Source organism: Dehalococcoidia bacterium (assembly GCA_035310145.1).
GTDB lineage: Bacteria > Chloroflexota > Dehalococcoidia > CAUJGQ01 > CAUJGQ01 > CALFMN01.
On record DATGEL010000093.1, the window covers coordinates 27,907 to 40,722 of the forward strand.

Annotated in this window: 15 protein-coding genes; 10 read left to right on the forward strand and 5 right to left on the reverse strand. The window is 68.4% G+C overall.

The features are described from left to right. The first annotated feature begins 34 nt into the window (after positions 1-34). From VKV26_17105 to VKV26_17115, 3 genes are read left to right on the forward strand one after another with little or no spacing between them, the layout of a single operon-like run. Positions 35-274, forward strand: a complete 240-nt coding sequence (locus VKV26_17105) for a DUF4160 domain-containing protein (protein HLZ71623.1) — start codon at positions 35-37, stop codon at positions 272-274. Between the two features lie 3 nt (positions 275-277). Continuing rightward, positions 278-853: a helix-turn-helix transcriptional regulator gene (locus VKV26_17110; protein ID HLZ71624.1), complete on the forward strand. Its 576-nt coding sequence runs from the start codon at positions 278-280 to the stop codon at positions 851-853. 52 nt (positions 854-905) lie between these two features. Beyond that, positions 906-1,325, forward strand: a complete 420-nt coding sequence (locus VKV26_17115; GenBank protein HLZ71625.1) for a hypothetical protein — start codon at positions 906-908, stop codon at positions 1,323-1,325. A gap of 402 nt (positions 1,326-1,727) precedes the next feature. Here VKV26_17115 and VKV26_17120 read toward each other — a convergent pair whose 3' ends face one another. Further along, positions 1,728-2,732, reverse strand: coding sequence for an NAD(P)/FAD-dependent oxidoreductase (locus tag VKV26_17120; GenBank protein HLZ71626.1), 1,005 nt, complete (start codon positions 2,730-2,732; stop codon positions 1,728-1,730). A 221-nt stretch (positions 2,733-2,953) separates the two neighbouring features. Between VKV26_17120 and VKV26_17125 the strand changes: the two genes are divergently transcribed. After that, positions 2,954-4,846 carry an ABC-F family ATP-binding cassette domain-containing protein gene (locus tag VKV26_17125; protein ID HLZ71627.1) on the forward strand — a complete coding sequence of 631 codons (1,893 nt, stop codon included), beginning with the start codon at positions 2,954-2,956 and terminating at the stop codon, positions 4,844-4,846. Between the two features lie 9 nt (positions 4,847-4,855). On the opposite strand, the gene VKV26_17130 is transcribed toward VKV26_17125, so the two are convergent. Beyond that, positions 4,856-5,461: a Uma2 family endonuclease gene (locus tag VKV26_17130; protein HLZ71628.1), complete on the reverse strand. Its 606-nt coding sequence runs from the start codon at positions 5,459-5,461 to the stop codon at positions 4,856-4,858. A gap of 61 nt (positions 5,462-5,522) precedes the next feature. Continuing rightward, complete coding sequence (locus tag VKV26_17135; protein ID HLZ71629.1) at positions 5,523-6,455, reverse strand: FAD-dependent oxidoreductase; 933 nt, start codon at positions 6,453-6,455, stop codon at positions 5,523-5,525. Positions 6,456-6,571: 116 nt separating this feature from the next. Between VKV26_17135 and VKV26_17140 the strand changes: the two genes are divergently transcribed. From VKV26_17140 to VKV26_17160, 5 genes are all read left to right on the forward strand, one after another. Continuing rightward, a complete protein-coding gene (locus VKV26_17140; protein HLZ71630.1) occupies positions 6,572-6,871 on the forward strand; it encodes a hypothetical protein in 300 nt (99 codons plus the stop codon). 36 nt (positions 6,872-6,907) lie between these two features. Further along, positions 6,908-7,123: a hypothetical protein gene (locus VKV26_17145; protein ID HLZ71631.1), complete on the forward strand. Its 216-nt coding sequence runs from the start codon at positions 6,908-6,910 to the stop codon at positions 7,121-7,123. Then, complete coding sequence (locus VKV26_17150; GenBank protein HLZ71632.1) at positions 7,120-8,217, forward strand: hypothetical protein; 1,098 nt, start codon at positions 7,120-7,122, stop codon at positions 8,215-8,217. The genes VKV26_17145 and VKV26_17150 overlap by 4 nt, the downstream gene beginning before the upstream one ends. Positions 8,218-8,313: 96 nt before the next feature. After that, entirely contained in the window at positions 8,314-9,060 is a 747-nt protein-coding gene (locus VKV26_17155) for an HAD family hydrolase (protein ID HLZ71633.1), read from the forward strand. A gap of 72 nt (positions 9,061-9,132) precedes the next feature. Next, positions 9,133-10,233, forward strand: coding sequence for an LLM class flavin-dependent oxidoreductase (locus tag VKV26_17160; GenBank protein HLZ71634.1), 1,101 nt, complete (start codon positions 9,133-9,135; stop codon positions 10,231-10,233). An 8-nt stretch (positions 10,234-10,241) separates the two neighbouring features. Here the strand turns inward: VKV26_17160 and VKV26_17165 are convergent, their stop codons facing one another. Together VKV26_17165 and VKV26_17170 are read right to left on the reverse strand one after the other, a co-directional pair. Then, on the reverse strand, positions 10,242-10,742 hold the full coding sequence (locus VKV26_17165; protein ID HLZ71635.1) for an amino acid transporter: 501 nt from the start codon (positions 10,740-10,742) through the stop codon (positions 10,242-10,244). A 54-nt stretch (positions 10,743-10,796) separates the two neighbouring features. Continuing rightward, positions 10,797-11,207, reverse strand: coding sequence for a hypothetical protein (locus VKV26_17170; GenBank protein ID HLZ71636.1), 411 nt, complete (start codon positions 11,205-11,207; stop codon positions 10,797-10,799). Between the two features lie 400 nt (positions 11,208-11,607). Between VKV26_17170 and VKV26_17175 the strand changes: the two genes are divergently transcribed. After that, complete coding sequence (locus VKV26_17175) at positions 11,608-12,795, forward strand: geranylgeranyl reductase family protein (protein ID HLZ71637.1); 1,188 nt, start codon at positions 11,608-11,610, stop codon at positions 12,793-12,795. Positions 12,796-12,816 lie beyond the last annotated feature (21 nt).

Consider the following 12,816-nt stretch of genomic DNA (forward strand, 5'->3'; position numbering starts at 1 on the left):
CGTAAGATAACGTATACGCTATCATGGAAGCGCAATGCCCGCCGTGCTGCGCTTCGGTCCATACAGCGTGTACGTGTATGCCGAGCGCGGCGGGCGGCATCATGGAGCGCACTGCCACGTGCGCTGGGCGGAGCACGAGGCCTCGGTTGCCTTGCCGGAGATCGAACCGATGCACGGCGCAAAGCTGCCAGGAAGTGTGCTCATGGTACTGCGCGATCATGTGGATGTCCTGAATAATGCCTGGATCGCGTTGAACGAGCAGAAGGAGCGGTAAGCGATGGCACGCTGGACATCGCAAGGCTACCGGCGGATCGTCCGCGCCGACGAGCACGATGGCATGCTGACGGTTGGCTTTGCGGACGGCACCTGCGCCACGCTGCCGCTAGCCAGTCTCTTACCGGCCGGCGCGCCGTATCAGGCGGCGAGCCAGCCGACGCACACCAACTATGAAGTCATCCTCAAGGCAGTTGCAGGCGAAATCGCCATCCCATGGGATGAGATCCGCATCCTCACTGACGCCGAGTTTAGCCAGCAAATGGCACGCGACGCCGAGCGGCGCGCTCGGCGAATAGGCGTGCGTATCCGCGAGCTACGCCGCGAGCGCGGCCTGACTATCCGCGAGTTGGCCCAGCGAGCCAGCATCTCGCCGGTCAGCCTCTCGCGGATCGAAAACGGCCGGCACGACGTCGTGCTCACGACCCTCGCTCGCATCCTCGCCGCAATGGGCCGCTCACTGCGCGATCTGGTCACTCCAGGTGGGCTTGATGAAGCTGAAGACGATACCTGTGATGCGCCGGACGTTAAGCCCGGCGTGACAGTCCTCGCGAATCGAGCGAGCGACCGCCAGCAATGAAGTCTCAATATCCGGATCTGAGGCATCCAATTCAGGAGGCACGAAAGCAGGAATGGGATGTCCAATCCCGGCCAAGGGCGAAGAAATGCTCAATCACATTGAACTGCTTCCCGAACAGGAGGCACTCTTCGAAACGATCGTCGAGGCAGCACGCAAGCTTCGAGACAATCATGAACCGTTCATGTTCATTCAATTCATCGGTGGGCAGACCCTCCAACATCACGGACTACCGGGTGGTGCGATAAGTCCCTACCGAGGGCACCTTGATGCCCTGGCTAACGCCGGCCTTATCAACAGACGGCTCGGCAGCCACGGCGCCTTCAACTTCGATGTTACCCCGCGTGGCTTCCTGTACTACGAACACATGGAGCAGCGAGCTGGCCAACCCAACCGGAACGTTGAAGAGGCCATCCATCGCTACCTCGACTCTGCAATATTTTCTGTTCGTCATAATCATTCCAACCACAAGTGAGAGGACGCGGAACGGCTCCTTTGGTCAGGTGACTCTGAGCAGCAGCTCACAACAATCGGCCATCTATGCCGTGAGGCTATCCAGGAATTCGCTACCGAGTTGGTCAACCAATTCCAACCCGCGGAAGCAGATCCGGATAAGTCTCATGATATCAACCGGGTGCGGGCAGCGATGGAGGTCCGGAAGGTCATATTGGGAACCACTGAAGTGCCAATGCTCGATGCGCTGCTGGAATATTGGCGCGCCGTCAGCATGCTCGTTCAGCGACAAGAGCACGGAGGTCAGCGATCCGGAACACCGTTGGTCTGGGAAGATGCCCGCAGAGTGGTGTTCCAAACTGCAAATCTCATGTATGAGATCGATCGAGCTCTAAACCGATGATACGCCCTACACTGCATTGCCCTACAGCTTCAGCTCGCTTGAGTGGCCGGGGAAGAGGCGCGAGTGCGGGTCGACCGCGCGCTTGGCGGCGTTGGCAGCGATCGCGGCCTGGGCGAAGCCGGTAACGATCAGGTTCAGCGGCTCCGAGCCTTCCTGCGCGGCGATGTCGCCTGCGGCGAAGACGCCGGGCAGGTTCGTCTCCATGAAGCCGTCGACGCGGATGTGCCGCGCGTCCGCAAGCTGCACACCCCAGGACTCGATCGGCCCCAGCGCCGCCTTGAAGCCGATGTTAATCAGCACGGCATCGACCTCCAGCTCGCGCTCCTCGCCCGTGCGATTCTCGAAGATCGTCGCGCCCTGCACGCGGCCCTCGCCGTAGACCCGCTTCAGCTCCCAGAAGGTGAGCATGGGGATGCCGCTCATGCGCAGCGCGGTCAGGCTCGCCTCGTGCGCGCGGAACTGGTCGCGGCGGTGAATCAGCGTGATCTCCTTCGCCCAGTCCTTCAGGTTCAGACACCAGTCCACCGCCGTATCGCCGCCGCCGACGATCAGGATGCGCTGGTTGCGGAACGGCCGCTTATCTTTGACGAAGTAGAAGACGCCGCGGCCCTCGAAGTCCTCGACGTGGGCGCGGTCGATCTTGTTCGGCGAGAAGGCGCCGATGCCCGCGGAGATCACCACGGTGCGCGTAAAATGCGCGTCAACCGGCGTGCCCAGCCGCCAGACCTCTTCCCCGTCGACGTCGGCACGAGTGAGCGTGTCGATGCGCTGCTCGAAGCAGAACTCGGGCTGGAACAGCTCGCACTGCGCCAGCAGTTGCGTCACCAGGTCCTGCGCCAGGATCTTGGGATGGCCGGGCACGTCGTAGATGAACTTTTCCGGGTAGAGCACGGCGAGCTGGCCGCCCGGCTCGGGCAGCGCCTCCAGCAGCTTGGTTTTCATGCCGCGCAGGCCGGCGTAGAAGGCGGCGAACAGGCCCGTCGGCCCCGCGCCGATGATCGTCAGATCAAACAGTTCACGGCTCATCGTTTCTCCTTCCGCTGCCCCGTGCCTGGCTCCGAAAAGGTGCGCACCGGCAATCCGGCCGGCCGGCTGGTTTGACGCCCTCCGCACCCACTCGATACACTGAGTATGGCAGAGAGAGGCGCGACATCTGCCGGATCGGTCCCACGGCCGCATGCAGCCGCGACGGCGTGGCAGCAGGCGGCTCTTTTGTGCCGTGCGACGCAGGCCGCGGAACGTCGTCCATGCCGCTGATTACGATTGCCGATATCTCCCTCGCCTACGGCGGCCGCGATGTGCTCTCGCACGTCAGCGCCCGGCTCGACGCCGGCGATCGCGTCGGCCTGATCGGCCCAAACGGCGCCGGCAAGACCTCGCTGCTGCGCCTCATCGCCGGCGAGGAGCGGCCCGCCGGCGGCCAGATCGCGCTGGCCGGCGGAAACCGCCTCGGCTACGTGCCGCAGATTCCCCACGTCGCGCCCGATCGCACCGTGCGCGAAGAAGTGCTTTCCGGCATCGCCCACCTGGCCGAGCTTGAGCACGCGATCGAGGCCGCGGCGCACTCACTGACTGAGGCCGAGGGCGCCGCGGTTGCCGCGGCGGCGGCGCACTATGACGAACTCACGCGCCGCTTCGAGGCGGAAGGCGGCTACCGCTACCGTGCAGAGGCGGAGGAGATCCTGGCCGGTCTGCGCCTGCCCGAGCGGCTGTGGAACCAGCCCGCGACCGGCATGAGCGGCGGCGAGAAATCGCGCATCGCCCTCGCCCGCGCGTTGCTGTCGAAACCCGACCTGCTGCTGCTGGACGAGCCGACCAACCACCTTGACATCGCCGGCATCCGCTGGCTCGAGGGCTTTTTGGGCCGCTGGCCCGGCGCCGTGGTGGTCGTCTCGCACGATCGCTTCTTCCTCGACCGCGTCGCGACAGAGATCTGGGATCTTCGGCACGAACGCCTCACCCCCTACCGCGGCAACTATTCGGCCTACGTGCAGCAGCGGGACGCGCGGCTCGCGCGGCAACGCGACCAGTACGAGCGGCAGCGCGAGAAGATCGAGCGCGAGCAGGAGCTGATCCGCCGCTACAAGGAGGGCCAGCGGGCGCGCTGGGCGCGCGGTCTGCAGACGCGGCTGGACCGGGTCGAACGGCTGGACCGCCCGCGAGAGGAGAAGTCGGTCTCGATCCGGCTGAGCAAGGCGAGCCGCACCGGCCGTGTCGCGCTGCTGCTGGAACACGTGGTCATCGCGCAACCCGGCAACCCGGCGCACGAGCTGCTGCATTTTCCCAGGAAGGTCGAAGTCGAACGCGGCGAGCGCATCGCCATCGTCGGCGACAACGGCACCGGCAAGACGACCCTGCTGCGCACGCTGATGCGCGAGCGCGAGCCGGCACACGGCACGATTTCGCCCGGCGCCAACGTGCGGCCCGGCTACTACCGCCAGGGCACCGAGCACCTGGACGATCGGCTGAGTGTGCTCGACGAGCTGCTGGCCACGCGCAACATGCCGTTGCAGGATGCGCGTGATCTGCTTGCCCGCTTCCTCTTCCGCGGCGACGCGATCGATCAGCCGGTCGGCACGCTCTCGGGCGGCGAACGCAGCCGCCTGGCGCTCGCCAAGCTCAGCGCCGACGACGTGAACCTGCTGCTGCTGGACGAGCCGACGAATCACCTTGATATCGCCGCGCGCGAGGCGCTGGAGGCCGTGCTCGACGGCTATCAGGGCACGATCCTCTTCGTCACGCACGACCGCGCCTTGATTCAGAACCTGGCGGCGAAGACCTGGCTGATTCAAGACGGCGTCGTGAGGCTGCATGAAGGCGGCGTGATCGAGCCGCCGGCCGAGGCGGTCAAGCCCGCCAGGCCGGCCGAGAGGGCGGCCGCTGAACGCCAGCGCCCAGCCTCGCCCGGCCGTGAGCAGGCGAAACGCGCGCAGGCCGTGGCGCAGCTCGAAGCCGACGTGGAGGCGGCCGAGAGCCGCATCCGTGCCCTTGCGGCCGAGCTTGAGCGCGCCAGCGCCGCCCACGACGCGGAGCACACCGGCGCCGTGGGCGCGGCCTACGCCGAGGCGGAGCAGCAGTTGCACGCGCTGATGGCCGCCTGGGAGGCCGCGGCGCAGGCCGTCGAGGCGGCGGCGGGCTGAGTCCGGTTGCTACTGGCTTTGGGGCGGGCCGAGCACGTCGTCGAGAGCAATCGTTAACTCAGGGAACGCAAGCGGCGTGAGCGTGCCGCCGCGCTCGACGACCGTGACCCCGGTGTAGCGCCGGCCGCGGGGGCGACGATGCACCAGCGCACGGTCGCCGCGCAGGTCAAAGACCCAGGTCTCCGGGATGCCGGCCGACGCGTAGAGGGGAAGCTTGCGGCTGAGGTCGTAGGCAAGCGAACTATCCGCGACTTCAATGACCAGCCAGACGGCCTCGGGACCGGGTAGCCCACTGAGATAGTAGTCATCCCGCCGCCGAAGGATGGCCAGATCGGGTTCTGGCTCCGATCCCGGCCGCAGCCGCACGGACATCTGGATCGAAACTATCGCACGGCCGGTGAGACGCGGCGTGAAGAAGTCGTTCAAGACGTTGACCGCTCGCCAATGACGTAAACCGATCGCGGCCATGTAGAGGATCTCTCCTTCGATGAGTTCGATCCGCTCCGCGCGCTGGAAGACGCCGGCCTCGATCATCCGCTCGTATTCGTCCGTGCTGAACAGCCGGCGCCGCGGCTGCCACTCGGGTGCCTCGTCTGGTTTGGGCTTCGCGACCATCACAATCGCTCCCGCTTCGTTCCGTGCTCGTCCAGACCAGTATCGCAAACGCGCCGGCGCTTCAGCGGGCCTCTGGCCCGCGCAGAAAGCGCTCGACCCAGATCGCGGCCGTGGCGCCGTCGCCCACCGAGGCCGCGACCTGCCGCGCCGAGAACTGGCGCAGATCGCCGGCGACGAACACGCCGGGCACGCTGGACTGCAGCCTGCCGTCACTGACGACGTGCCCGCCGCCGTCCAGATCCACCGCGCCCTGCAGCCAAGCCGTATTGGGGTTGAGCCCGACGTAGATGAAGACGCCGCCAGCGTCCAGCCGCGATGCGCCCTCACCTGTCGTTAGCTCAACCCCGCTCACCGTCTCCTCACCCACGATCGCACCGACCGTCGCGTTCCAGAGCACGCGGCACTTCGGGTGTCCGAGGATGCGCTCCTGCATCACCCGCGCCCCGCGGAACGACAGGCGCCGGTGCACAATCGTCACGCTCGACGCGATCTCAGCCAGGTAGAGCGCTTCGTCCAGCGCCGAGTCGCCGCCGCCCACCACGACCACCGGCCGGTCGCGGAAGAACTCGCCGTCACACGTCGCGCAGTAGGAGACACCGCGGCCCTCGAACTCCTGCTCGCCCGGCACGCCCAGCCGCGCCAGCGTCGAGCCGCCGGCCAGGATCACGGCACAGGCGGCAAACGTCTCGCCGTCGGTTTCCACCAGGTGGCGGCCGTCCGCGCCGGCGCCGGGCCGCAGCGCCTGTGCCTCGCCGTACGCGAACGCAAGGCCCGCGTCCATCGCCTGCTGCGCCATCAGCGGCCCCAACTCGTGGCCGGCGATGCCGTCGGGAAAGCCGGGATAGTTCTCCACGCGGTCTACGTTGACGAGCTGCCCGCCCGGCCCCATGCGCTCCAGCAGCAGCGTGTCGATGCGCGAACGGGCGGCGTAGAGGCCCGCGCTCAGCCCAGCCGCACCGCCGCCGACGATCAGCAGATCGGTCTCCCTGGTCATTCTCTTGCGCCGTTCCTCTCGTTGACAGTCTCGGGAGCCGCTGCCTACGATCCCAGCGCGAGCGGACCGGCGGCGCGACAAGCGCGACGCGGCCAGACGCGAAGGCGAGGTGCGGCATGACCAGTCTGGCCCAGGAGATGGTGACCGTCTACGACCCCACCGCCCAGCCGCGGCAGAGCGGCGCCGCGCTCGCCGCACGAACCGACGACCTGCGCGGCAAGACGATCGGCGTGCTCGACAACGGCAAGGCGAACGCCGGCCTGCTGATGACCGCCGTCGCCGGCATCCTCAAAGAGCGCTACGGGGCCGCCGACGTGATCGTGCGCAAGAAGCCGGTCGCCGGGCCAGCCTCGCCACAGGTGATCAGGGATCTCAAGGAGCAGTGCGCCGCCGTGCTTGTCGGCAGCGCCGATTGAGGCTCCTGCACCGCCTGGAGTGTCCAGGCAGCGATCGTGCTGGAGAAGGAAGGCATGCCCACCGCCGTGGTCGGCACCGACGAGTTTCTCTCGCTCTTCAAGCTGGAGTCGCGCTCGCGCGGGCTGCCCGATCTGCCGGTGGCGATCACCAAGCACCCGCTGGGCGGTCTGCGCGAGCCCGACGTGCTGGCCAAGGCCGAGGCGCTGGTGCCGCAGACCGTGGCCGCGATCGTGCGCGGAGGCGCGGCATGAGCGAGGGTCCGCGCGCCCGCACGTTGCAACTCCCGTCCTCGTTCCAGGAGATCAACACCGTCTTCTACGAGCGCGGCTGGACCGACGGCCTGCCGATCGTGCCGCCCACGGAGAACGCGGTCGCGGAGATGCTCGCCTGGACGGACCGCGATCCACTCGATATCGTCGGCGTGCTGCCGCCGCGGCAGGGTGAGGCGACGGTCGAGAAGATCGCGGTGAACGCGGTGATGGCCGGCTGCCTGCCGCAGTATCTGCCGGTGATCGTTGCGGCGATCCAGGCGATCTGCGACGAGCGCTTTAATCCCGACGGCGTGCAGGCCACCACGCACCCCGTGGCGCCGCTGCTGATCGTCAACGGCCCGATCGCCAGAGAGTTGAGCATCAACAGCGGCTACAACTGCTTCGGCCAGGGCGCGCGCGCCAACGCCACGATCGGCCGCGCCATCCGCCTGGTGATGATGAACGTCGGCGGCGGCCTGCCCGGCAGCGGCGACCGCAGCACGCAGGGTAGCCCCGCCAAGTACACCTACTGCATCGCCGAGAACGAGACGGAGAATCCCTGGCAGCCGCTGCAGGTCGAGCTGGGCTTCGACGTCGAAACCAGCACGGTCACGCTCTGCGGCTGCGAAGGGCCGCACAACATCCAGGACCATTACAGCAATACAGGCGAGGGCATCCTCAAGACGATCGCCGGCGCGATGGGCCAGGCAGGCAGCAACAACATCCTCGGCCACGGGCATCCGGTGCTCACGCTCGGACCGGAGCACGCCGCCACGATCGCCCGCGACGGCTACAGCAAAGCCGACGTGAAGCAGTTCGTCTTCGACAACGCGCGCTTCCCGGTGAGCAGGCTGGGTTACGAGTTCACGCACGGCGTGCTCGACCGGCTCAACAGCTTCGACCCAGACGCGCCGGACGCGATGTGCCGGATCATGGAGCGGCCGGAAGATCTGCTCGTGGTCGTCGCCGGCGGCTCGGGCAAGCATTCGTCGTGGCAGCCGACCTTCGGCGGCTACACGAAGCCGGTGACGCTGCCGATCGCACGCAAGGACGGGGCGACCGCACGCTCGATCGAGGAGTTCCGGCGAAGCTGACCGAGTCGAACGTGGCGCCTTCGAGGCTGGGACCCATTGGCCGGCGGCAGAGGGAACTGCCGGCCGCACGGGTCCGATTGCAGGTACGGCAGCGCTATGCGTGAAGCAGCGGATGATCGTCCGGTCGGCCCGCCGCGCGCCATCCTCTTCGATTTGGACGGCACGCTCGACGACCGCTCGCGCTCGATCGCGCGCTATGCCCGGCCGTTCCAGGCGTCGTTCGCCGAACATCTGGCCGAGATCGAGATCGCTGAGCTTGAGGCGCTCCTCCAGCGCGCCGACGGCGACGGCTACCGGGTGCGAGCTGACGTGTGCGAGGATCTCCTGCGTGTGTTGCCCTGGCAGAACGCGCCGGAGGTTCAGCAGCTCGTCGAGCACTGGTACGCCTGGTTTCCGATATCGGCTGCGCCGCGCGACGGGCTTGAGGCGCTGCTGCCGGCGCTCGCGAGGCGGGGAATTCGGCTGGGAGTGGTGAGCAACGGCGGCGTGCGCATCCAGCGGGCCAAGCTGGCGGCGCTGGGCATCGAACGCTATTTTTCCGCCGTCGTGATCTCCGAAGCGGTTGGAATCGAGAAGCCGGACCCGGCGATCTTCCGGCATGCACTGGACCAGCTTGGTTGCGCCGCAGGGGAGGCCTGGTTCGTCGGTGATCATCCTGTAAACGATGTCCTCGGGGCGAGCGCCGCCGGCCTATGGGGCATCTGGTTGCCCGCGCTGCACCCGTGGCCGGCCGAACACCCGCCGCCGGCATGGCAGATCGCCACGCTGCTCGACATCCTGCGCCTGCTCGAACCGGCCGCCTTCGAGAGCACGGGCCCAACCGCATCGCACATCGCGACATAGTTGAAAAAGTCAATCGACAATCCGTACAATGACGGCCAGCAGCTACGCGCTCACAGCCAGCGGAGGCCGGCGATGCCCATCGAGTTCATCGGGATGATCGGGACGCGGCCGGCGTCCGAAACGCACGGCGCCGCCGTCTCGATTATCGGCGGTTCGGTCGATCGTGACTTCGTACGCGACTTCTCCCGCGCCCACGAAGACGCCGGCTTCGACCGCGTGCTTGTCGGCTACGGTTCCACCGGGCCAGACACCTGGAGTGTCACCTCGTATGCTTCCTCGGTAACCGAGCGGCTCGGCTTCTTGCTGGCGCATCGCCCTGGCTTCGTCGTGCCCACGCTGGCGGCACGCAAGGCGGCCACGCTCGACCAGTTCAGCGGCGGCCGTATCGCCCTGCACTTCATCACCGGCGGCAGCGACGCCGAGCAGCGCCGCGACGGCGACTTTTTGGACCACGACGCCCGCTACCGCCGCACCGACGAGTATTTGAGCGTCTTGCGCCAGGTCTGGACCTCCGATCAGCCCTTCGACCACGCCGGCGAGTTCTACCGCTTCGAGCAGGCGTTCGCGGACGTGAAGCCGCTGCAGCAGCCGCATGTGCCGATCTACTTCGGCGGCGCCTCGGGGGCGGCGCTGGCGGTGGGCGCGAAGCACGCCGACTGCTACATGTTCTGGGGCGAGCCGCTGGCGGCGATCCGCGCCCGCATCGCCGCCGTCACGACCGCGGCGGCGCAGTACGGCCGCCGGCCGCGCTTCAGCGTCTCGCTGCGGCCGATCCTGGGCGCGACGGAGGAGCAAGCCTGGGCGCGGGCGTACGGGATCCTCGAGCGGATCAAGACGGTGCGCGGCGGGCACGGCATCAACGGCACGAGCGCGCGCCCGCAGTCCGTTGGCTCGCAGCGGCTGCTCGCCGCGGCGGCGCAGGGCGAGATCATGGACCAGCGCCTCTGGACGCCGATCGCGGCGGCCACCGGCGCCGCCGGCAACACGACGGCGCTGGTGGGCACACCGGAGCAGGTGGCGGAGTCGCTGCTCGCCTACTACGACCTCGGCGTCACGACCTTGTTGATCCGTGGCTTCGATCCCCTGCCCGACGCGATCGAGTACGGCCGCGACCTGCTGCCGATCGTGCGAGCCGAGGTCGCCCGCCGCGAGCGGCAGGCCGCCGCGGTCTAGCCCTGGCCTCAGGCGAGTGACGGCGGCAGCTTCAGTCCGAAGCGCGCGGCCAGCAGGCGCATGTCACGGCGATCGTCCTCGTCCGGCTCGTAGCCGGAATGGCAGAGCAGCTGGAACTCCGCACTCAGGCACTTCACCGGCTCGCCGTCGATCGTGCCGTTGCCGCCGAAGCCTTCCGGTGGATAGCGGAAGAGCGAGCCGTCCGGCTGCGGCTGCAGCCCGCCGCCCTCGGCGTCGAATGTGACCGTGTGGAAGTCGATCGCGCGGCCGCCGGGGGCGCGCAGCACGAAGCGGATGGGCCGGTCGTCTTCGGCAGGAAGATAGCCGAGCGGCGCCAGCGCGGTGATCGTTGCCGCATGATCGCTCGCGGCGCCGACAAGGTCCAGGTCGGCGTGCAGCCGCGTTTGTTCGCCCAGGGCGGCGTCCACCGCCCAGCCGCCGTCGACGCACACGTCGATGCCGGACTCGCGCAGGGCATGCAGCACGCGCACCACTTCGGCGGCGGGCATCTCGCCTCGATTTGCATGGCCCGTGTCAGGCATGATCGCGACGGGGCCGGTGCGCTAGTGCGCCGGGTAGCTCGGGTCGGGCGTGTCGGTGTCGATGATCTGCTGCAGGCGCGCGCGCACCTGCGAGTGTTCGCCGTGGGTCTTCTCAGCGATCAGCGCAGCCAGGCGATCGAGGTCGCTCTCCGCGGACTTGATCTCCTCCGCAGAGACGCCGGGGAAGGCCGCGCGGATGTCATCGAGGCTCGTCTCGACGCGCGCCGCCATGGACAGCGCTTCGGGGGTGGTGTCGTGGCGCGTCTCGGCGGTGGCCATCTGCTGCTCCGGCGCCGGGGCCCCGCGATCGCCGAACTCGCCGTAGTCGGCGGAGTCGATCTCGTCCTCGTCATAGCCCGAGCCGCGCCGCTTGCGCAGCACGAATGCTGTGATGCCGCCGATGACTACGCCGCCGAGCAGGAGCTTCTTCAACACGACCGCCGTTCCCTTCTTCGCCGCCCCGGCTCTCGTCCGGCCGCGGCGCACGCTGCTGCGGCGATCATACGCCAAACGCAGAAAAGCGGATGACCGAGGAACCTTGCGGCCCCTCGGTCATCTCGTGTCAGGCGCTCCGCGGGACATACCCGAGATCTTGCGATCCCTCATTGCCTTGCGGCCAGAGCGGGCCCGGCTTCAACGACTGCCCGACTCTCCACCGGTTTCGCTCGTCGGAGTCGTCCTGACGGAGGTATAGTCGCAGGCTGGGAATCCCCTGTCAATCCCGATTTCGTAAAGCTGGAGATCTTCCTCCGCCGCGGCGTGTGAGCCTCGGCACTCGCTCGTGCCGCATGCCAGCGCTACGCTGAGGAGAGCGAGCCGTGCAGGAATGCCCGTGATCTATGACGCGATCGTGGTTGGCGCGGGGCCGGCGGGCAGCACCGCCGCGCGCGAGATCGCCCGGCGCGGCGGCTCGGTGCTGCTGCTGGAGCGCGCTCGCTTTCCGCGCGACAAGCCGTGCGGCGGCGGCGTCACGCCGCGCGCGGCGAAGCTGCTGCCCTTCGACCTGGCCCCGGTGCTCGAGCGCAGCGTCGACAGCGTCTACTTCAGCCTCAAGCAACGGGCGGGGTTCGTGCGGCGCTCGTCCGCGCCGCTCACGCTGCTCACGCAACGCCGGCGGCTCGACGCGTTCCTCGTGCAGCAGGCCGAAGCGGCCGGAGCAACCTTCCACGACGGGGACGGCGTCTCGGGGCTGGAGTTGACCGACCACGGCGTCACCGTCCTCAGCCGCTGCGCCAGGCAGAAGGGCCGTGTGGTGATCGGCGCGGACGGTGCGAATGGCGTCGTCGCGCGGCTGTGCGGCCTCGGTGGACCGCGCGACGTGGCCGTGGCGCTCGAAGGCAACATCCCCTGCCCGGATGGGCTGCCGCGGCGCTGGCAGCGCGCGATCGGCATGGACCTCGGCGGCATTCCCGGCGGCTACGGCTGGCTCTTCCCCAAGGGCGATCATCTCAACGTCGGCGTCGGCGGCTGGCAGTATTTGGCCGGCAGCCTGCGCGCCCGCCTGAACGCGCTCTGCGCCTTCTACGACCTGCCGGCCGAGCGCCTGCAAAACCTGCGCGGCTACCAGTTGCCGGTGCGGCGGCCGGGTTCGCCGCTCGCCCGCGGCCGCGTGGCGCTGGCCGGCGACGCCGCGGGACTGCTGGATCCGCTTTCGGGAGAAGGAATTTACGCGGCGATCAGCAGCGGCCGGACCGTGGCGCGGCACGCGGCCGCGCTGCTGGCAGGACGCGCCGCCTCGCTCGCCGGCTATGCGGCGGCGATCGAGCGGGAGCTGGCGCCCGATCTCGTCGCCTCCCGTCGCTTTCAGGATCTCTTCTACCTGGTGCCGGAGCTGTACGTCGGCCTGCTGCGGCGCAGCGACCGCATCTGGGAGCTGCTCGCCAGCCTGATTCGCGGCGAGCAGAGCTATGTCGGCTTCAAGCGCCGGCTCGGGCCGCTGGGCTGGGCGGTGGACGTGGGCTCGCTGGCCGTGCGCACGACGCCGTTCGGTCGGATCGCCGGCCTGCCGCCACGCTCCTGAACGGCCGAGCCGGCTGACGCC